Genomic DNA, 17,432 nt, shown 5'->3' with positions numbered 1-17,432 from the left:
AAAGAGCCGTAAAATGTCAACGCCGCTGCGCCGGACGGTGGGCCGGGCGAAGGAATCCGGGCCGGATCCCTTGACTGCACCGAACTCCGCGCTGTTAACTGCGAGCTCACCGACGGAACCGGTTCCGTGACCGCCGACCGGGACGGCTCCGCCGCGACCAGCACCTGTTCGGGCTGACCGGTTCGCGCCGTCACACCCATCCCGGTACCGCTCCTCCGGCTCACGGCGCCGGGTGGGTGCCCGGGCGCGGACCCGCCGCACCACCCGACACCGGCGCGAGCTGTGGGGCTCGCCCGGTCCGCCGCCGTTCCCTCCCTCCCCCCGATCAGCAGGCAGGCTCATGAGATCGACGACGCTCTCCCCCGTTCACCGCCTCCTCGTCATCGCCACCACCTTCGTCACCGCGGCCACCACCGCGGCGGTGCTCGGCTCCGCGCCGGCCCAGGCCGCCGCGTGCGGCACCACGAACCTCGCGCAGGGCCGTCCCGCGACCGCGTCCTCGACCGAGAACGGCGGGACACCCGCGGCCGCCGCGGTCGACGGCGATCCCGGCACGCGCTGGTCGAGCGCGTTCAGTGATCCGCAGTGGCTGCAGGTCGACCTGGGTTCCGCGCAGCAGCTCTGCGACGTGGTGCTCACCTGGGAAGCCGCGTACGCCCGCGCGTTCACCGTGCAGCTGTCCACCGACGCGAGCAGCTGGACCGCGGCGTACTCGACGACCGCCGGCACCGGCGGCACGCAGGCCGTGCCGCTGTCCGGCACCGCGCGCTACCTCCGGATCACCGGCACCCAGCGGGCCACGCAGTACGGCTATTCGCTGTGGGAGGTCGCCGCGCACGGCACCGGCGACACCACGATCCCGCCGACCGACCCGCGCAACCCGGATTTCGGGCCGAACGTGTCGGTGTTCGACCCGTCGACGCCGGCCGCGACGATCCAGAACCGGCTGACGCAGATCGCGAACCAGCAGCACACCAACCAGTTCGGCGGCGAACGGTACGCCGTGCTGTTCAAGCCGGGCACCTACACCGCCGACGTCAACCTCGGCTTCTACGAGCAGGTCGCCGGGCTCGGCCTCTCCCCCGACGACGTCACCCTGAACGACCACGTCCGCGTCGAGGCCGACTGGCTGCAGCAGGGCGACAACCCGAACAACAAGGGCAACGCGACGCAGAACTTCTGGCGGTCCGCCGAGAACCTCTCGGTGACGCTGCCGGCGGGCCAGGTGGAGCGCTGGGCCGTCGCGCAGGCCGCGCCGTACCGCCGGATGCACCTGCGCGGCAGCCAGATCCAGCTGTGGAACGGCGGCGACGGCTGGGCCAGCGGCGGCCTGATCGCCGACAGCAAGATCGACGGCGTCGCCGTCTCGGGGTCCCAGCAGCAGTTCCTGACCCGCAACAGCGAGCTGGGCGGCTGGCAGGGCGGGGTGTGGAACATGGTGTTCGTCGGCTCGACCGGCACCCCGCCGGCGAGCTTCCCGAACCCGCCGGAGACGGTCGTCGGCCAGACCCCGGTGGTCCGCGAGAAGCCGTTCCTCTACGTCGACGGCTCGGGCAGCTACCACGTGTTCGTTCCCGCGCTGCGGCAGAATTCCCAGGGCACCAGCTGGGGCCACGGCGCTCCGGCCGGGCAGTCGATCTCGCTGAGCGAGTTCTACGTCGCGCACCCGTCGGACTCGGCCGCGACGCTCAACGCGGCGCTGGCGGCCGGGAAGAACCTGCTGGTCACCCCGGGGGTCTACCACCTCGACCGGGCCCTGAACATCACCCGGCCGGACACCGTGGTGCTCGGCCTCGGCCTGGCCACGCTGATGCCCACCAACGGCACCGCGGCCATCACGACGTCCGATGTGGACGGCGTGAAGATCGCCGGGCTGCTGGTCGACGCGGGCGGGGTGAACTCGCCGGTGCTCGTCCAGGTCGGGCCGCCGGGCTCGAACGCGAACCACGCGGGCGACCCGACGTCGCTGCACGACGTGTTCTTCCGGATCGGCGGCGCGGCCGTCGGGAAGGCCACGCAGACGCTGGTGGTCAACTCGAACAACGTCATCGGCGACCACATGTGGCTTTGGCGGGGCGACCACTCCTACGGCGTCGGCTGGGACGTCAACACCGCGGCGAACGGTCTCGTCGTCAACGGTGCGAACGTGACGATGTACGGCCTGTTCGTCGAGCACTACCAGCAGTACGAAGTGCTCTGGAACGGCAACGGCGGGCGGACGTACTTCTTCCAGAACGAGCTGCCCTACGACCCGCCGGACCAGGCGTCCTGGTCCAGCGGCGGCGGTCGGCAGGGCTGGGCGGCGTACAAGGTGGCCGACTCGGTGACCAGCCACGAAGGCTGGGGCTTGGGCAGCTACTGCTTCTTCGACACCAACCCGTCCATTGTGGCCAGTCACTCCTTCGAAGTGCCGAACAACTCCGGAGTCCGGTTCCACAACCTGGTTTCGGTGTCACTCGGCGGCGTGGGCACGATCGCCCACGTCATCAACGACTCGGGTGACGCCGCGAACACCGGGCACCAGGTGAGCCCGCTGGTCTCCTACCCGTAGCACCGCGGCGACGTACGCGTCCGGGCGGACCAGCCAGGCTTCGCCCGGACGCGCACCCAGCGCCCCGCCCAGCGGGATCTCCGCCGACCGCATCCCTTCGGCCCGCACGCCCGGGGTGGTGAGCACCAGGAACCCCTGCCGGGCCAGGTCGCGCAACCGTCCACTCGCGACGGTGACGTCCGGGAGCAGCACCCCCGGGCCCGGCGGCGGCAGCGCGCCCCGCGGCGGCCGTCCCGCGAACGGCCGTGCCGGATCGGGCGTGGTCAGCGGCGAGTCCACGTACCAGAACGGCTCCGCCAGCCGGCCGGAGTCGACCCGCGCGCAGGCGGCGGGGTCGTGCGCCGCCCGGGTGAGGACGTCGAGCCGGCGACGGCGCCGCTCGTCGTCCTGCGGGACCAGGAAGTCCATCGTGGCGGTGGTGACGGCCGCGTTCTCCACCGCCGCCGCGTGCCGCTCGGCGTGGTAGCTCTCCAGCAGCTCCTCCCCCGCGTCGCCGCGCAGGACGGCGGCCAGCTTCCAGGCCGCGTTCTCCGCGTCGGCGACGCCGGAGTTGAGGCCGCGCGCCCCGAACGGCGCCACCAGGTGCGCGCAGTCCCCGGCGAGCAGCACGCGGCCGGCGCGCATCCGGTCGACGAGCCGCGTGTGGAAGCGGTACACCGAACGCCAGACCACCTCGTACGGCCGGTCGCCGATGATCGCGCGGATCCGGCGGTCGAGCGCCCCACCGGTTTCCTCGGCCCCGAGGTCGTAGCCGTCGGGGACCTGCCAGTCGATCCGGAACTGCGAGCCGGGGCACGGGTGGATCAGCACCTGGCGGCCGGGGTTCCACGGCGGGTCGAAGTGGAAGCGCCGTTCCGCCGCCCAGCCCGGCAGGTCGGCGCGGATGTCGCAGATCAGGAACAGGTCCCGGAACGACACACCGCCGAGGTGCTGCCCGAGCGCCCGCCGCACGGTGTCGCCGCGCGCACCGGCACAGGCGACCGCGTAGTCGGCCTCGATCCGGCGCGGGCCGGCTTTCGTCTCGCACTGGATTTCGACGCAGCCGGGCTGGGTCAGGCCGGTGACGCGGTGGCCGCGGCGGACGTCGATCAGCGGCTGCCGCGCGATCAGCTCGTCCAGGACCTCTTCGACGCGGGACTGGGACAGGTTGACGAACGGCGGGAGCGCGGACCCCGCGGCCGGCAGCGTCAGCGAGAACAGCTCCCGGTCGCGGTGGAACGTCCGCGCGGTCGTCCAGGTGAGGCCTTCCTCGGCGAGGCACCCCGCGCCGAGCCACGCCCAGACGTCCAGGGTGTCCCGCTGGTGGCAGATGGCCTTGGACCCGACGGGGTCACGCGCCTCGTGCTCGTCGACGAGCACGACCGGCACGCCCCGGCGCGCGAGCAGCAGGGCGGCCGTCTGGCCGACCGGGCCGCTGCCGAGGACCGCAACTCTCATCGTCCTAGCCCTGGAGCTGGTCCCAGACTTCGCGGTCGCGTTCGGCCGTCCAGACCACCGGCCGCTCGATCCCGGACAGCTCGTCCCACAGGCGCGAGACGTCGAAAGGCAGGCAGTGCTCGAAGATCGGCCAGTGCCCGTACCGGTCGGCCAGGGCCGCGTGGGTGCGCTCGAAGGCCTCCTTGAGCGAGCCGCCGGCGTCGCGGACCGCGCCGACTTCGCGGAGCATCGTGGTGAGGAAGTGCCGGGTCTGCGCGATGGCCGCGTCGACCGCGGCTCGGCCGCGGCTCACCCCGCCGCGGCCGCCGATCAGGATCTCGGCCCCGAAGGCGGCCACGCTGTCCAAAGTGGACGAAGCCCAGTCGCGGTGGAACGCGTCGCCGGTGTACAGCGCGGCTTCGGCCTCCACGAGGTCGCCGGCGTAGAGGATCTTCGGCCGGGGCAGCCAGGCGACGATGTCGCCTTCGGTGTGGCCGCGCCCGCAGTACTGCAGGACGAGGTCGCCGCGGTCGCCGCCGAGGTCGATCGTGAGCCGGTCGGAGAAGGTGAGCGTCGGCCAGGTCAGGCCGGGCACCGATTCGGCGCCCTTCGCCAGCCGGGGCATCCGGCCGAACTCGCTTTCCCAGTCCTCTTTGCCGCGCTCGGCGACGAGGGCGCGGGTGTTCTCGTGGGCGACGATCACGTCGGCGTCGAACGCGGACGCGCCGAGCACGCGCACGGCGTGGTAGTGGCTCAGCACCAGGTACCGCACCGGTTTGTCGGTGTGCTCACGCAGTTTCGCGAGCCACTCGCCCGCGGCGACGGGCGTGGCGAGCGCTTCGAAGCAGACGAGGAAGTCCTCGCCTTCGATCGCGCCGATGTTCGGGTCGCCCTCCGCGGTCAGCGCGTAGACGCCGTCCGCGAGGACTTCGAGGGTCTGCGCTTTCTCCGCCAGGTCGGCCGAAGAGGCGAAGGCTTTCTTCGTCACGGCGAGCGCTCCTTGATCGTCAAAGGTTTGACTACCTCGGTCAGGTTAGCCCTCGGGACCGCCGCGCGGAACCCTCCGTCCCCTAACCTGGGCCGCATGACCGACCGACCGGCCGACCTCGACTACCTCTCGTTCGTCGACTACGCGATCGGGAAGACGCAGGCCGAGCTGCCCGCGACCGACCCGGTGGCGATGCGCCTCGGCCTGACGCTGCACCGGCTGGCCGGCGCGCTGGTCTACGACTGGGAGTCGACGGTCCACCGCCCACGCGGCTGGAGCTGGGGCGGCTTCCGGGTGCTGTTCGTGCTGTGGCTGGCCGGCCCGCTGGAGTCCCGCCACGTGGCCCGGCTCGCCGGGATGAGCCGCGCCGCGGTGTCGGCGCTGGTGAAGACCCTGGAGCGGGACGACCTGGTGACGCGCACCCCGGTCCCCCACGACCGCCGCGCGGTGCGGCTGGCGCTCACCGAGGCGGGCCACACGGCGGTGACCGGCGCCTACCAGGAGCACAACAAGCGCGAGCAGGCCTGGGTGGCGTCCCTGACCCCCGCGGAACAGGCCACCCTGATCGGCCTGCTGGAGAAACTCACCACGAGCCCGGCCGCCGCGGCGGCCCAGCGCCTCACCTGAACCGACCCTCCAGGCACGCAGCCCGACCCTCCAGGCACGCGAACCGACCGTTCCGGTGCACGATCCGACCCTCCGGGCACGCCGGCCGGCGGTCCCGGCTCGCGGGTCAGCTGGCCAGACCGGGCAGGGCGAGCGTGTGCCCGGTCTGCTCGGCCTTCGCCCGCAGGTACCGGACGTTGTTCTCGGTCGCGAACACCCCGGTCGGCACCCGGTCGCGCACCGCGATTCCCGCCGCGCGCAGCTGCGCCGCCTTGTCCGGGTTGTTCGACAAAAGGTCGACCCGGTGCACCCCGAGCGCGCCCAGCATCTGCGCCGCGACCGTGTAGTCGCGGGCGTCCTCGGGCAGGCCGAGCGCGGCGTTCGCGGCGTAGGTGTCGAGGCCGCCGTCCTGCAGGGCGTACGCGTCGAGCTTGTTGTACAGCCCGATCCCCCGGCCCTCCTGACGCAGGTACAGCAGGTACCCGCCGGTCTCGGCGATCCGGGCGACCGCCTCGGCCAGCTGCGGGCCGCAGTCGCAGCGCGCCGAGCCGAAGACGTCACCGGTCAGGCATTCCGAGTGCGGCCGCACCAGCGGCACCTCGCCCGGTGTGCCCAGCACGAAGGCCAGGTGCTCGCCGCCGTCGGCCAGGCCGCGGAACGTCACGGCTTCGGCGTCGACCGCGACGCCGCCGTCGAGCCGCAGCGGGATCCGCACCCGCGTCCGCACCTCGGCCGTCATGTCCTCGCCCCTGGAGTCACCCACAAGATCGACCCTACACGAGGTTCAAATTCGAACATCAGCGGAAATCCGATGGCGGCCGGGTCGTATCCTCGGCCCATGATCCCCGGTGCCACCGCTGTGTCGTTCCTGCTGGTCGTCGTGCTGGGGGCGATGTCGCCCGGGCCCGACTTCGTCGTCGTGACGCGCTCGGCGCTCGCCGGTGGCCGGCGGGCCGGGATCGCCGCGGGCACCGGGATCGCGCTCGGCGTCTTCGCCTGGGTGGTCGCGATCGCGCTGGGGGTCGCCGCCGTGCTGACCGCGTCGGCGGTCGCGTTCACCGTCGTCAAGCTGGCCGGTGCGGTCTACCTGGTGGTGCTCGGCGTCAAGGCGTGGCTGGCCGTGCGCCGCGGCGGGTACGCCGACCTCGCCCAGACAAGCGAGGCCCGGCAGCTCAAGGCCGGGGCCGCGTTCCGCCAGGGCCTGGTGACGAACCTGCTCAACCCCAAGGTGGCCGTGTACTTCCTGGCCCTGCTCCCCCAGTTCCTGCCCGCCGACGGCTCCACCCTGCAGACGCTCGAACTCGCCGCGATCGCCACCGCCGGCACCGTCCTGTGGTTCGTCACCCTCGCCGTCGTGGTCGGAGCGCTGAAGCGGTTCTTCAGCGCCGGCCGCGTCCGCCGGGTGCTCGACGCCGTCCTGGGCACCGTGCTCGTCACCCTCGGCCTGAAGGTCGCCGCCGAAACGGCGTGAGCCCGCAGCGGGCTCACGCCGTCCCGCTCAGCCGAGTTCCTCGGCCGCCAGCCGCGTGCCCTCGACCCGGGCCGCGATCTTCGCGAACGCGATGTCACGCGAGGTCGACGTGTCGTCCGCGAACGGCGAGAACCCGCAGTCGTCGCAGGTGCCGAGCCGCTCGACCGGCACGTACTTCGCCGCGGTGAGCACCCGGCCCCGGACCTCTTCCGCGGTCTCCACCCGGGGGTCGATCGGGTCGGTGACGCCGACGAACACCCGCTGGTCGGCCTTCAGGTGGTCGGCGATCACCCGCAGCGCCCGCTCCGGGTCGGCCTCGCTGGCCAGCTGGACGAAGAACCGCCCGGCCTTGAGGTCGAACAACGCCGGCAGCAGGCCCGCGTAGTCGACGTCGAGGCTGTGCACGGAGTCCTGGTCGCCACCCGGGCAGGTGTGGACGCCGATCTTCGCGCGCTCCTCGGCGGTGAACCGGTCGAGCACGGCGTTGTTGAGCTCGACGAACTGCCGCAGCAGCCCGCCGGACGGGTCGAGCTTGAGCGACAGCCGTCCCTCGGTGAAGTCGATCTGGACGCTGTCCGCACCGGCTTCGAGGCTGCCGCGGATGTCCGCCTCGGCCTCGTTCACCAGGTCGGCGACGAACTGCTCCTGCGAGTAGCCCTCGATGCCGTCGCCCGGGTAGATCAGCGACAGCGCGGACGCGGCGATCACCGCCTGCTTGACGGGCCGGTCGGTAAGCGTTTTCGCGCGCGTCAGATATGAGGCGGCGTGGGTCGCGTAGCGGAAGGGGCCCGCGGTGAGCCGCGGCAGCTGCCGGGTGTGCCCGTCGGCGAACGGGATGACGACGCCGTCCGGTGCCAGCGCTTCCAGGCCGGCCAGCGGGTAGGTCGCGAAGCTCGGCTTGCCCTGTTCCCCGTCGGTCAGCACGGGCGAACCCGTCTCTTCGAACCGGCGGATCGTGTCGGCCAGCGCCCGGCTCTCCAGCTCGGCGAGCGCGGCGGCGTCGATCCGGCCGGCCGCGAACTCGCCGAGGCCTTCGACGAGGTAGGCGGGCCGCGGGATGCTGCCGATCGGCTCGGTGGGCAGGGTCATCAAGTCCTCCGGCTGTTTGAAGGCCTCGACCGGCCACCGGCAGCACGGCAGGACGTGGCCATCCGGCCGCCCCCACCCACCGTCCGGCCGTCACCGGCCACGTTCAGAAGGCAACTTAACGTGGCCAAAGCCGATCACGGAGCGCGGATCACCCGGTCGGCCCAGAGAAAAGCACGAAATCGGAAGACGTTCAGCGGTTCGCGAGGAGGACGATTGGGTATTCGCTACGGCGATACGGCGGGTTCGGCGCCGGAGGAGGCCCGATGCTCAGTCATCACGACCGCACCGAGCTCGAGAAGATCGAGCGCAGTCTCGAGCTCAGCGACCCGGAACTGGCCGCCGCGCTGCGCGACGGCCGGCGGCCGAAGTCGCGCACGCTCCGCAGCGCGGTCTTGATCGTCTTCGACATCACCGCCGTGACACTGCTGGTCCTGGGCCTGGTGCTGCCCGATCCGGGCGTGACGCTGTGCGGGATCATCGCCCTGACCGCGACCGTCTGGACCCACGTGGCGCGGCACAAGATCTGAGGCAGACTGGGCGGCGTGAAGTGGGTCCTGCACGTCGACCTCGACCAGTTCATCGCCGCGGTCGAGATCGCCCGCCACCCCGAGCTGCGCGGGAAGCCCGTCGTGGTCGGCGGCAACGGCGACCCCACCGAGCGCGCCGTCGTCGCGACGGCGTCGTACGAAGCCCGCGAGTTCGGCGTCCAGTCCGGCATGCCGCTGCGGATCGCCGCGAAGCGCTGCCCGGACGCCGTGTTCCTGCCCAGTGACCCGGACGCCTACCTCGAGGTCTCGGCGCGGGTGATGGCCGCGGTGCGGGAGCTGCCGGTGGTGGTCGAGGTGCTGGGCTGGGACGAGGCCTTCGTCGGGGCGGAGACGGCCGACCCGGAGGCGCTGGCCGTCGCGATCAAGGAGGCGGTGGCGCGCGAGACGGACCTGTCGTGTGCGGTCGGGATCGGCGACAACAAGCTGCGGGCCAAGCTCGCCACCGGGTTCGGCAAGCCGGGCGGGATCTACCGGCTGACGCAGGAGAACTGGTGGGAGGTGATGGCGGCCCGCCCGACCGACGCGCTGTGGGGCATCGGCGGCAAGACGGCGAAGAAGCTCGCCGCGTTGGGGATCACCACTGTGCTGGATCTGGCCGGCGCCGATCCGGCGGAGCTGGCGGCCCGGTTCGGCCCGAAGACCGGCCCGTGGCTGCGGCTGCTCGGCGGCGGCATCAGCGACGCCGAGGTGAGCGCGACCCCCTGGGTGGCCCGGTCACGCAGCCGCGAGACGACGTTCCAGCGTGACCTGACGGACCCGGCGGAGATGGCGGCCGAGGTCTCGGCACTGGCGAAGCGGGTCGCCCAGGACGTGCTCGAGGAGGGCCGCCCGGCGGCGCGGGTGGCGGTGAAGGTGCGGTTCGTGCCCTTCCTGACCCACACGCACAGCGTCACGCTGCCGGAGCCGACGTCGGACGCCGGCGAGCTCGAGCGCGCGGCGCAGGAGGTGCTCGGGATGTTCGAGCTCACCCGGGCGGTGCGGCTCCTGGGCGTGCGGGCCGAGTTCCCGCGCGACGGCTCGTGAGTGGTAATTCGGGTTAGAACCCGAATTACCACTCACGAGCCGGACGCGAGGTTCTCCGGCAGCGGCAACGGCCGGTCCGGATCCAGCCGGACCCCGCCCGCCCGCAGCGTGTGGTCCAGCATCGCCCAGATCGTGCCCGTGAGCTGGGCGGTCAGCTGGGGCAGGGTGAGCGTGCCCGGGTGGTCGAGCCAGCGGGTCGTCGCCGATTCGACGTAGCCGACCAGACCGAAGGCGATCGTGTCGGCCGGGGCCGGGTCCAGCCCGAACGCCGTCAGGTAGCCGGCGAACAGGCGGCTGAGGTGGCGGGCGATCGCGCCGCGGACGTCGGGGCCGTCCGGTGTGCCGCGGGCCAGGTAGCGGTGCAGGTGGGCGTGCTCGGTCAGCCAGCGCAGGTGGGTCGAGATCACCGTGGAGATCATCTCGTTCGGCGAGCCCTCGGGGTGCCAGAGCGGGGCCAGGTCGGCCGTCACCAGCTCGGCCGCCCGCTGCGCGATCGCGCGCCGCAGGTCGGCCGCGTCGGCGAAGTGGCGGTACAGGCGGGTGCGGGCGACGCCGGCGCGTTCGGCGATCTGCTCGGTCGAGACGTCCGGGCCGTGCTCGGCGATGGCGGCGAGCGCGGCGTCGACGAACTCGGCACGCCGTCGCTCCTGCTGGCCCGCCCAGCGCGTCGCCCGTCCGTCGACCTTGGTCACGGCGAAAGCCTACTCACGCCCCCCATGGCGGTGTACGCTGCCGAAGTAACTAGTACACCGCGTACCCCCTATTTTGGAGGCCGCCATGGGCGTCGAGGCCCAGGACCGGGACGTCACCGCGGCTCGCCTGCTCAAGAGCTCCGCGAAGAACTCCTACGACCCGTACGTCGACGTCGACTGGACCGCGCCGCTCGCCGAAGGCAAGGCGTACATGCCGCTCGAGCGCGTCTCCCTCTACGGCACGGACCTCTGGGCGAAGCTGACGCCGGAGCAGCGGATCGAGCTCTCCAAGCACGAGATCGCCAGCATCATGAGCGTCGGCCTGTGGTTCGAGATCGTCCTGATGCAGCTGCTCGCCCGGTACGTCTTCGACCTCGACGCGCGCACCGAGCACGCGCAGTACGCGATGACCGAGATCGGCGACGAGACCCGGCACTCGGTGATGTTCGCCCGCACCGCGCAGCGGCTCGGCGTGCCGCGGTACGGCGTCCCGCAGGTGGTGCACCGCGCCGCGAAGGTGTTCGGCGCGACCGCCGCCGGGCCGTCGATGTTCGCCAGCGTGCTCGTCGCGGAGGAGACCACCGACCGGCTCCAGCGGTCGATGATGGACGACGACGGCATCCAGCCGCTGATCCGCTCGGTCAACCGCATCCACGTGGTCGAGGAGGCCCGGCACGTCCGGTTCGCCAAGGAGGAGGTGCTGCGCGAGACGCCGAAGCTGTCGAAGACGGCGCTGCGGCGGCACCGGCTGCGGACCGCGCTGGTCGCCTTCGGCGTGATCGACAGCATGGTCGACGCGCGGATCTACCGCAGCGTCGGCATCGCCCCGCGCGAAGGCCGCGCCGCGGCGCTGGCGAACCCGCACTTCCACGAGACGCGCCGCTGGATGGCGGAGAAGATCGTGCCGTTCCTGCGCGACACGGGTCTGATCGGCGGCCGCTCGGAAGGCATCTGGCGGCGCGCGCACCTGCTCTGAACGTCGAATGCCGAATTGCCGTTCCGCGCCGGCCCGGACTGCGCCACCATGACCCGGTGACCGCCGATTCCCCGCCAGGCTCGTGGCAGGACTTCCCGCTCGAACCCGCACCCGGGCAGCAGACGCAGACCCCGGTGCCGCGCCGCTCGCCGCTCGCCCGGCCGGCGGTGACCGGCCTGATCGGCCTCCTGGCCGGCGCGCTCCTGGTCGGCGTGCCGTGGCTGGCGCTGAGCCTGCTCGGCGGCCCGAGCGGCGAACCGCTGACCGCCCCGGCGACCCTCGGCGGGCTCGGCCACGCCCAGGATGCGATCGCGAAGGTCGACAAGGCCAAGGGGCAGGCCATGATCGACCGGATCACGAAAGCCGACCGGGAGACCGCGGCCCGCGCGTCGGCGGCCTACGGCGGCGCCGGCGCGGTCGTGCAGCAGTACCAGGACGACCGGCTGCGGCGCTCGTTCCAGCTGCTCGCGGTCCGTGCGCCTTCGCCGGGGCTCGTGGTGCCGTACGAAGACCCCGAGGCACTGGGCCTGGCCACGCCGAGCAACGAGCTCGTGCGCTTCGGGGACGTGCAGTGCCTGGTGCACCACGACCCGGTGAACGCCGGATCGACGCCCGACCCGGAGGGGTCCTCCGTCCGGACCTGCCAGCGCGTCGGCCCGGACCTCACCGTGACGTTGCGGAGCCTGAGCTCCGAAGGCAACCGCGACCCGCGGGAAATGGCTGGGCTCGTCGAAGAGGCCTGGGCGATACTCGCCCGGTGATCACCATCCGAACCGCCCGCGAAGACGACGAAGCCGCGCTCGCGAAGCTCGACGAGCGCACCTGGACCCCGGACGTCTCCCCCGCTCCCGCGCCGCCGCCCGGCACCCCTTTCTTCGGCGACGGCACGCGGCCCGAGGACGTCCTGGTCGCCGAGCACGACGGCGTGGTCGCCGGGTACGTCCGCCTCGGCGAGGGGTTCGGCATCCCCGCCCACCGGCACGTGGCGGTGATCGACGGGCTCGCCGTCGACCCGGACCGCCGGCGGCTCGGCATCGCGCGGCAGCTCGTCGAGGCCGCCGTGGCCGAGGCGCGCCGCCGGGGCGCCCGCAAGGTGACGCTGCGGGTGCTCGGACCCAACACCGGCGCCCGCCGGGTCTACGAGCGGTGCGGGTTCGTCACCGAAGGCGTGCTGCGGGGCGAATTCCACCTCGACGGCACCGACGTCGACGACGTTCTCATGGCCCGCTCGCTCGCTTGACAGCCTCGCCGCGGCTTTGCCATCCTGGTTCCGGGCCGAGAGGCGCTGCGACGGAAATCCTTCCGCCACGCTCGGCCCGAGACCACGACTCCAAGGGCGCCTCCCGCGAGGGAGGTGCCCTTTTCGTTGTCCACAAGGACTTCGCGCCTCCCGAGCGTTCCGTCGACGATTTCCGGAGTGCACCGAAGAATGAGTGACAAACTGCAGACCACGGGCGGCCTCGACTTCGCCGTGGCCGACCTGTCCCTGGCCGACGCCGGCCGCACCCAGCTGCGGCTGGCCGAGCACGAGATGCCCGGCTTGATGGCCATCCGCCGCGAGTACGCGGCCGCTCAGCCGCTGAAGGGCGCCCGCATCGCGGGGTCGCTGCACATGACCGTGCAGACCGCCGTGCTGATCGAGACGCTGGTGGCGCTCGGCGCGCAGGTGCGCTGGGTGTCCTGCAACATCTTCTCCACGCAGGACGAGGCCGCCGCGGCCGTCGTCGTCGGTCCGGAAGGCACCGTCGACGCGCCGGCCGGCACCTCGGTGTTCGCGTGGAAGGGCGAGACGCTCGAAGAGTACTGGTGGTGTACCGACCAGCTCTTCGCCTTCCCCGGCGGCGAGGCCCCGAACATGATCCTCGACGACGGCGGCGACGCCACCCTGCTCGTCCACAAGGGAGTCGAGTTCGAGGCGGCGGGCGCGGTGCCGCAGCCGTCCGAAGAGGACCCCGAGGAGTACGGGATCATCCTGGAGACGCTGCGCGCGAGCCTCGCCGCCGACGCCGGCCGCTTCACCCGGATGGCCAAGGAGATCCGCGGCGTCACGGAGGAGACCACCAACGGCGTCAAGCGGCTCTACAAGCTCGCCAAGGACGGCGAGCTGCTCTTCCCCGCGATGAACGTCAACGACTCCGTCACGAAGTCCAAGTTCGACAACAAGTACGGCATCCGGCACTCCCTTGTGGACGGCCTGAACCGGGCCACCGACGTGATGATCGGCGGCAAGCGCGTGGTCGTCTGCGGCTACGGCGACGTCGGCAAGGGCGCGGTCGAGGCGCTGCGCGGGCAGGGCGCCCGGGTCTCCGTCACCGAGATCGACCCGATCTGCGCGCTGCAGGCGGCGATGGACGGGCTCGACGTGGTCGACCTCGACGACGTGGTGGCCCACGGTGACATCTTCATCACCACCACCGGCAACTTCGGCATCATCTCGGCGGACCAGATGAGCCGGATGAAGCACAACGCGATCGTCGCGAACGTCGGGCACTTCGACAACGAGATCGACATGGCCGGGCTGGCCAAGCTGCCCGGGATCGTGAAGAAGGAGATCAAGCCGCAGGTGCACGAGTGGACGTTCCCGGACGGCCACGCGATCATCGTGCTCTCCGAGGGCCGCCTGATGAACCTCGGCAACGCGACCGGCCACCCGTCGTTCGTGATGTCCAACTCGTTCACCAACCAGGCCATCGCGCAGATCGAGCTGTTCACCAAGCCCGGCGAGTACGCCACGGACGTCCACCGGCTGCCGAAGCACCTCGACGAAAAGGTCGCCCGCCTGCACCTGGACGCGCTCGGGGTGAAGCTCACCAAGCTCACGAAGGCGCAGGCCGAGTACATCGGCGTCGACGTCGAGGGTCCGTACAAGCTCGATCACTATCGGTACTGATCCGGGGTTTGCTCCGAGATTGCTCCATTCGCCGTAGTTTGGTTTATCGGGAAACTGGCCATCCTCCCGGCGAGAGCGCATCCGCCCGGACGGCACGGAGCCGGGCCGGGTCTCATGCGAAGGAGTGTGTCAAGTGATCATTCTCGGTGTGATTCTCCTCGTCATCGGGTTCATCGTGGGCATCCCGGTGCTGTACACCATCGGTATCATTCTCGCGGTGGCCGGCGTGGCACTGGCCATCCTGGGCGGCACGGGCCGCCGGATCGGTGGCCGGGCGCACTGGTACTGATCCCGAGACCTCGCCAACGGCCTGGCGGGTCGGCTGCATTGCCGACCGCGCCAGGCCGTTCGGCCGTCTGCACCATGAATCGCCGCGAGCCCGATTCCGCCGGAATTTCGCCGGTGAAAAACACACTGACGGATTTTCGGGTCACGTGAACGGAGAACGCCGGCAAGAAGAAAAGGGTCCTCCGGCTCCGAGGGGGAGGGAGAGCCGAAGGACCCCGTTAGTGTTAGCACATCGCCAAGCCGCTGTACACAGCTGCATACACGATCGTGTGATCACCTGGACGGGTTCGAAGGCCGCGAAGGCCTCCCCGGCGGGCGGAGAACCCGGCCGGGAAGGCCTTCACGGATCCTGGCGGGAGGCTCAGGAAGCTCGGCGCAGCAACGACTTCCGCGGCACGGCGGCGCAACCGCACCCGCCGCCCACGCCCTGGCAGTCGACGATCAGCCCGTGGCGCACGCGGTCTCCGTCCGCACAGGCCGGCTCGGTGCATTCGGCGAACCCGCCTTCCGGGTGCACCACCAGCGTGCCGTGGCAGTGATCGATCCCGGCGTCACAGGACGCGCACTCCATGTCCGCACCGCCTTTCCGCGCTCGTGGACTACGTGCCACCCAAAGTAGGACCGGGAAGCACGCCGGCACGGTAGCCGGGCGGCGTGTCGGCAAAACCACCCGTCCGAGCGGTTTCAGGCGGACTTCGGCGCCCGCTTGCGGGCGGCCGGCTTCTTCTTCGCCGGTTTGGCGTCCTCTTCGGACGCTTCGGACGCCTCCGAAGAGGACTGACGCGACTTCTTCGCGGCGTCCACACTGGCCTGCAGCGCCGCCATCAGGTCGACGACCTCGGCCTTGGCGGTGACGGCGGCGGGCTTGGTCGTCTCGTCGCCGGCGACCTTGGCCTCGATCATCTCTTCGAGGGCCTCGCGGTAGTGGTCGTGGTACTTGTCCGGTTCGAACACCGGCTCGGCCAGCGAGTCGATCAGCGACCCGGCCATGCTGACCTCCTGCGGCCGGATCTGCGGCGGGTCGTCGCGCAGGAACGGGAAGTCGGGCTCGCGGACCTCGTCCGGCCACAGCATCGTCGTCATCACCAGCACGTCGGCGTGCACGCGCAGCACCGCCATGCTCTCCCGCTGGCGGACCGCGACCTTCGCGATGGCGACCTGGCTCGACTTGTGCAGCGCGTCCCGCAGCACGACGTACGGCTTCACCGCGTTCTTCTGCGGCTCCAGGTAGTAGGTCCGGTCGTACTGGATCGGGTCGATCGACTCGAGCGGCACGAACTCCAGCACGTCGATCGTGCGCTGGGTGGACAGCGGCAGCTCGGCCATCTCCGCGTCGGTGATCACCACCATCTCGCCGTCGGGCAGCTCGTAGCCCTTGGCGATCTCCGCGTACGGCACTTCCTGGCCGTCGATCGTGCAGAACCGCTTGTACTGGATGCGGCCGCCGTCGGCCTCGTGCACCTGGCGCAGGGAGACGTTCTTGTTCTCGGTGGCCGCGTACATCTGGATCGGGATGCTGACCAGCCCGAAGGACACCGAGCCCTTCCACATCGCCCGCATGCCAACTACCTCCGATACGCCACACTGTCGCGTTCACGCTACGTGACAACCGTAGCCCGAATCGTCCCCCAGCGACAGTCCGCGGAGATCGCGATCTAGACCTCTGCCAGGTACTTCTCCCAGAGTGCCGGGTCCATGAACCAGTGCTGGAAGTCCGCCGGGTCGGTGAATCCGTTGGCGAACCGGCGGGCGACCGCGGGGTTCTGCCCCGCCACGCCGAGGATCTGGAGCACGTGCGGGGGCGGCGGAAGGAGGAGCGCGTTGGTCCATTCGGTCACGTGCCGGGCGTACTCCCAGTAGCGCTCGAACGTCGCTTCCATCCAGGCCGCGTCGAACGGCCGGTCACCGTGGGAGACGATCGCGTCGAGGTAGGTCGCCGCGCAGTGGCTCGCGTTGTTCGAGCCCTGCCCGGTGATCGGGTCGTTGGCCACGACGACGTCGGCCATGCCCAGCACGATCGCCCCGCCCGGCAGCGTGCCCACCGGGTGGCGGACCACCGGCGTGTACCCGCCCGCGAGGGTCGCCTTCCCGTCGGTCAGCTCCGCGTCGCGGCAGCGCTCGTACTCCCACGGCACGAACTGCCGCATCAGGTCCAGCAGCCGCCGGAAGTGCTCGTCCGGGCCCGGGTGGTCGTCGAAGCAGTCCAGCGGCCCGCCGGGGACGCCTTCGAAGAAGAGGATGTCGCAGTTCCCGCTCAGCGTGTACGCCGGGATCATGAACAGCTCGCCGGCACCGGGGACGATGTTGAACCGCACCCCCAGCTTGTCCGGGTGCTCCGGCCTGCGGCCCACCCCGTGGGCGTAGGCCAGGGAAAGGGCGCGCATCGGCCGCGTGTACGGCGACCGCCCGGGCACCCGGTCGAACAGCTGGACCAGCTCGCCCTTGCCCGCCGAGATGATCACCAGGTCGTACAGCCGGGACAGCGCGTCCAGTTCGGACGTCATCACGCCGTGGATGACGAGCTTGCCGCCGCGGTCCTCGAACAGCTCCAGCCAGCCGGCCATCTTGACCCGCTGGTCCACCGACTGGGCGGGGTGGTCGAGCTCGGCGAACCAGTCGAGCGCGCGGCCGCCGTCCGGCGCGGCCACCGAGACGCCGAGCCCCTCGACGTTGACCGTCTCGGCTTCCCACAGGTTGATGCCCAGGTCGCGCTCGTGCTGCAGCGCGTCGTGGAACATGCACTGCGTCGACATCACCCGGCCGTTCCGGATCTCCTCCGGCGTCCGCGCGGACATCACGGTGACGTCGTAGTCCTTCGCCTGCAGCCCGAGGGCCAGCTGCAGCCCGGACTGCCCGGCGCCCACGACCAGGACCTTGCGCATGGAGCTCGTTCT

Annotated in this window: 18 protein-coding genes and 1 riboswitch; of the genes, 10 read left to right on the top strand and 8 right to left on the bottom strand. The window is 71.3% G+C overall.

All coding sequences use genetic code 11. The features are described 5' to 3' along the window. Positions 1-340 precede the first annotated feature (340 nt). A complete protein-coding gene (locus tag ACWED2_RS42800) occupies positions 341-2,551 on the top strand; it encodes a discoidin domain-containing protein (protein WP_449696232.1) in 2,211 nt (736 codons plus the stop codon). On the opposite strand, the gene ACWED2_RS42795 is transcribed toward ACWED2_RS42800, so the two are convergent. Together ACWED2_RS42795 and ACWED2_RS42790 are read right to left on the bottom strand one after the other, a co-directional pair. Next, positions 2,453-3,988, bottom strand: coding sequence for an FAD-dependent monooxygenase (locus ACWED2_RS42795; RefSeq protein ID WP_449696231.1), 1,536 nt, complete (start codon positions 3,986-3,988; stop codon positions 2,453-2,455). The two genes, ACWED2_RS42800 and ACWED2_RS42795, sit on opposite strands and share 99 nt — an antisense overlap. A 4-nt stretch (positions 3,989-3,992) precedes the next feature. Then, positions 3,993-4,955: an MBL fold metallo-hydrolase gene (locus ACWED2_RS42790; protein ID WP_449696230.1), complete on the bottom strand. Its 963-nt coding sequence runs from the start codon at positions 4,953-4,955 to the stop codon at positions 3,993-3,995. A gap of 96 nt (positions 4,956-5,051) precedes the next feature. Here ACWED2_RS42790 and ACWED2_RS42785 point away from each other — a divergent pair, with 96 nt between their 5' ends. After that, positions 5,052-5,582 carry a MarR family winged helix-turn-helix transcriptional regulator gene (locus ACWED2_RS42785; protein ID WP_449696229.1) on the top strand — a complete coding sequence of 177 codons (531 nt, stop codon included), beginning with the start codon at positions 5,052-5,054 and terminating at the stop codon, positions 5,580-5,582. A gap of 106 nt (positions 5,583-5,688) precedes the next feature. Here the strand turns inward: ACWED2_RS42785 and ACWED2_RS42780 are convergent, their stop codons facing one another. Then, positions 5,689-6,300 (bottom strand): GTP cyclohydrolase II, encoded by a 612-nt coding sequence (locus ACWED2_RS42780; protein ID WP_449696247.1) that lies wholly within the window; start codon positions 6,298-6,300, stop codon positions 5,689-5,691. A gap of 99 nt (positions 6,301-6,399) precedes the next feature. Between ACWED2_RS42780 and ACWED2_RS42775 the strand changes: the two genes are divergently transcribed. Continuing rightward, positions 6,400-7,032, top strand: a complete 633-nt coding sequence (locus tag ACWED2_RS42775) for a LysE family translocator (protein WP_449696228.1) — start codon at positions 6,400-6,402, stop codon at positions 7,030-7,032. A gap of 27 nt (positions 7,033-7,059) precedes the next feature. Here the strand turns inward: ACWED2_RS42775 and ACWED2_RS42770 are convergent, their stop codons facing one another. Next, positions 7,060-8,121 (bottom strand): cobalamin-independent methionine synthase II family protein, encoded by a 1,062-nt coding sequence (locus ACWED2_RS42770; protein WP_449696227.1) that lies wholly within the window; start codon positions 8,119-8,121, stop codon positions 7,060-7,062. Between the two features lie 263 nt (positions 8,122-8,384). On the opposite strand from ACWED2_RS42770, the gene ACWED2_RS42765 reads away from it, so the two are divergent. Next, entirely contained in the window at positions 8,385-8,648 is a 264-nt protein-coding gene (locus ACWED2_RS42765; protein ID WP_449696226.1) for a DUF3040 domain-containing protein, read from the top strand. 15 nt (positions 8,649-8,663) lie between these two features. Continuing rightward, positions 8,664-9,692: a DNA polymerase IV gene (locus tag ACWED2_RS42760; RefSeq protein WP_449696225.1), complete on the top strand. Its 1,029-nt coding sequence runs from the start codon at positions 8,664-8,666 to the stop codon at positions 9,690-9,692. A gap of 32 nt (positions 9,693-9,724) precedes the next feature. On the opposite strand, the gene ACWED2_RS42755 is transcribed toward ACWED2_RS42760, so the two are convergent. Beyond that, positions 9,725-10,384: a TetR/AcrR family transcriptional regulator gene (locus ACWED2_RS42755; RefSeq protein ID WP_449696223.1), complete on the bottom strand. Its 660-nt coding sequence runs from the start codon at positions 10,382-10,384 to the stop codon at positions 9,725-9,727. Positions 10,385-10,469: 85 nt separating this feature from the next. Here ACWED2_RS42755 and ACWED2_RS42750 point away from each other — a divergent pair, with 85 nt between their 5' ends. The 5 genes from ACWED2_RS42750 (at position 10,470) to ACWED2_RS42730 (ending at position 14,539) form a co-directional block, all read left to right on the top strand. Further along, positions 10,470-11,360 carry an AurF N-oxygenase family protein gene (locus tag ACWED2_RS42750; protein ID WP_449696222.1) on the top strand — a complete coding sequence of 297 codons (891 nt, stop codon included), beginning with the start codon at positions 10,470-10,472 and terminating at the stop codon, positions 11,358-11,360. Between the two features lie 56 nt (positions 11,361-11,416). Then, a complete protein-coding gene (locus ACWED2_RS42745; protein WP_449696221.1) occupies positions 11,417-12,121 on the top strand; it encodes a hypothetical protein in 705 nt (234 codons plus the stop codon). Then, positions 12,118-12,600 (top strand): N-acetyltransferase family protein, encoded by a 483-nt coding sequence (locus ACWED2_RS42740; protein ID WP_449696220.1) that lies wholly within the window; start codon positions 12,118-12,120, stop codon positions 12,598-12,600. Before ACWED2_RS42745 ends, ACWED2_RS42740 begins: the two co-directional genes overlap by 4 nt. A 31-nt stretch (positions 12,601-12,631) precedes the next feature. Further along, positions 12,632-12,709, top strand: a riboswitch (S-adenosyl-L-homocysteine riboswitch). 80 nt (positions 12,710-12,789) lie between these two features. Further along, positions 12,790-14,250: an adenosylhomocysteinase gene (gene ahcY / locus ACWED2_RS42735; protein WP_449696219.1), complete on the top strand. Its 1,461-nt coding sequence runs from the start codon at positions 12,790-12,792 to the stop codon at positions 14,248-14,250. A gap of 133 nt (positions 14,251-14,383) precedes the next feature. Beyond that, a complete protein-coding gene (locus ACWED2_RS42730; protein WP_004559113.1) occupies positions 14,384-14,539 on the top strand; it encodes a hypothetical protein in 156 nt (51 codons plus the stop codon). A 360-nt stretch (positions 14,540-14,899) separates the two neighbouring features. Here ACWED2_RS42730 and ACWED2_RS42725 read toward each other — a convergent pair whose 3' ends face one another. The 3 genes from ACWED2_RS42725 to ACWED2_RS42715 all read right to left on the bottom strand — a co-directional run bounded on the left by ACWED2_RS42725 (position 14,900) and on the right by ACWED2_RS42715 (position 17,420). Beyond that, entirely contained in the window at positions 14,900-15,109 is a 210-nt protein-coding gene (locus tag ACWED2_RS42725) for a hypothetical protein (protein ID WP_449696218.1), read from the bottom strand. Positions 15,110-15,222: 113 nt separating this feature from the next. Continuing rightward, on the bottom strand, positions 15,223-16,098 hold the full coding sequence (gene ku, locus ACWED2_RS42720) for a non-homologous end joining protein Ku (protein ID WP_449696217.1): 876 nt from the start codon (positions 16,096-16,098) through the stop codon (positions 15,223-15,225). A 95-nt stretch (positions 16,099-16,193) separates the two neighbouring features. Beyond that, the gene (locus ACWED2_RS42715) at positions 16,194-17,420 is read right to left on the bottom strand and encodes a styrene monooxygenase/indole monooxygenase family protein (RefSeq protein ID WP_449696216.1); all 1,227 of its coding nucleotides are present in this window, start codon (positions 17,418-17,420) and stop codon (positions 16,194-16,196) included. Positions 17,421-17,432: the final 12 nt, after the last annotated feature.

It is taken from the genome of Amycolatopsis sp. NPDC005003, assembly GCF_053600695.1.
The sequence above is the reverse complement of the archived record's forward strand: the minus strand, read 5'-3'. Positions and strand labels throughout refer to the sequence as shown.

What these genes read in the sequence shown, in the direction of transcription:
- ACWED2_RS42800 (WP_449696232.1), top strand. Translation starts at nt 341, where the DNA reads ATGAGATCGACGACGCTCTCCCCCGTTCACCGCCTCCTCGTCATCGCC.
- ACWED2_RS42795 (WP_449696231.1), bottom strand. Translation starts at nt 3,988, where the DNA reads ATGAGAGTTGCGGTCCTCGGCAGCGGCCCGGTCGGCCAGACGGCCGCC.
- ACWED2_RS42785 (WP_449696229.1), top strand. Translation starts at nt 5,052, where the DNA reads ATGACCGACCGACCGGCCGACCTCGACTACCTCTCGTTCGTCGACTAC.
- ACWED2_RS42780 (WP_449696247.1), bottom strand. Translation starts at nt 6,300, where the DNA reads ATGACGGCCGAGGTGCGGACGCGGGTGCGGATCCCGCTGCGGCTCGAC.
- ACWED2_RS42775 (WP_449696228.1), top strand. Translation starts at nt 6,400, where the DNA reads ATGATCCCCGGTGCCACCGCTGTGTCGTTCCTGCTGGTCGTCGTGCTG.
- ACWED2_RS42770 (WP_449696227.1), bottom strand. Translation starts at nt 8,121, where the DNA reads ATGACCCTGCCCACCGAGCCGATCGGCAGCATCCCGCGGCCCGCCTAC.
- ACWED2_RS42765 (WP_449696226.1), top strand. Translation starts at nt 8,385, where the DNA reads ATGCTCAGTCATCACGACCGCACCGAGCTCGAGAAGATCGAGCGCAGT.
- ACWED2_RS42750 (WP_449696222.1), top strand. Translation starts at nt 10,470, where the DNA reads ATGGGCGTCGAGGCCCAGGACCGGGACGTCACCGCGGCTCGCCTGCTC.
- ahcY (WP_449696219.1), top strand. Translation starts at nt 12,790, where the DNA reads ATGAGTGACAAACTGCAGACCACGGGCGGCCTCGACTTCGCCGTGGCC.
- ACWED2_RS42725 (WP_449696218.1), bottom strand. Translation starts at nt 15,109, where the DNA reads ATGGAGTGCGCGTCCTGTGACGCCGGGATCGATCACTGCCACGGCACG.
- ku (WP_449696217.1), bottom strand. Translation starts at nt 16,098, where the DNA reads ATGCGGGCGATGTGGAAGGGCTCGGTGTCCTTCGGGCTGGTCAGCATC.
- ACWED2_RS42715 (WP_449696216.1), bottom strand. Translation starts at nt 17,420, where the DNA reads ATGCGCAAGGTCCTGGTCGTGGGCGCCGGGCAGTCCGGGCTGCAGCTG.